Annotated in this window: 1 protein-coding gene; it reads left to right on the forward strand. The window is 48.1% G+C overall.

Annotated elements, in window-relative coordinates; genetic code table 11:
* On the forward strand, positions 1 to 1,204 hold a 1,204-nt coding region (gene istA, locus FJM67_RS17335; protein ID WP_140591944.1), incomplete at both ends, for an IS21 family transposase.

Below are 1,204 nucleotides of genomic sequence, written 5' to 3' on the forward strand. Positions count from 1 at the left end.
ACAAAATCAAAGAGGTATTGCGCCTTAAGTACGTCTGCAATCTATCCAATCGCAGCATCGCTTCCTGCCTTAAACTTAGCACTTCCACCATATCCGAACTCCTTACTCGATTTAAACAAAGCCAGATTGGCTGGCCTTTGCCTGAGGACTATAGCGATAGCGATCTCACTCAGGTGCTGTATCACAGCAAGACAACGAATCGAGATAAGGTCATGCCAGACTTCTCTCAATACGCAGTTGAGCTCAGACGTAAAGGCATGACAAAAATGCTGCTTTGGCAGGAATATCATGAGCAGTATCAAGACCGAGCTTACGCTTACACGCAGTTTTGCGAGCACTTCACTCGCTGGATCAAAACTCAAAAACGCAGCATGCGTCAGCTGCATGTCGCGGGTGATAAGCTGTTTATTGACTACTGTGGTCCAAGACTTCAGGTCGTCAATCCTGATACAGGCGAAGTGCGTGAAGCAGAAGTGTTTGTGGCCACCTTGGGCGCATCTAACTACACCTATGTTGAGGCCTTCCCCAGCCAAGGGAAGCCCTATTGGCTAGAAGCTCATGCCAATGCATTTGAACACTTCGGTGGTGTACCGCATCTATTGGTTCCGGATAACCTACGTAGTGCGGTCGCTAAGGCTAATCGTTATGAACCGAGGCTCAATGACAGCTATCAAAAACTGGCAAATCACTATCAAACCGCAGTGATGCCAGCGCGCCCATACAAACCCAAAGACAAAGCCAAGGCAGAGAACGCCGTACTGCTAGTGGAACGTTGGATTATGATGCGGCTGAGACACCAAACCTTTTACACGTTCAAAGAGCTCAACCTGGCAATCAGAAAGCTCATGAATGAACTAAACCAGCGTGAGATGAAGCAGTATGGTGCCAGTCGTCAATCGCTGTTCGATAAACTTGATAAACCTGCGTTAAAGCCCCTTCCTAAACAGCGTTATCTCTATACCGAAACTAAACGCGCCAAGGTGGGTCCTGACTATCACATCGAGTATCAACGCCACTACTACTCAGTGCCACACCAACTTGTTGGTTGCCATGTAGAACTAGAGGCTTCCAATCGTCTGGTTCAGATCTACCATCAAGGTAACTTGATTGCCCAGCATCCACGTAGCCAAAGGGAGAGGGGCAACAGCACCCAACCAGAGCATATGCCAAGCAATCATCAATATCAGAAATGGTCACCAGGACG

Origin of the sequence: Maribrevibacterium harenarium (genome assembly GCF_006385675.1) — a bacterium.
Classification (GTDB): Bacteria; Pseudomonadota; Gammaproteobacteria; order Pseudomonadales; family Marinomonadaceae; genus Marinomonas; species Marinomonas harenarium.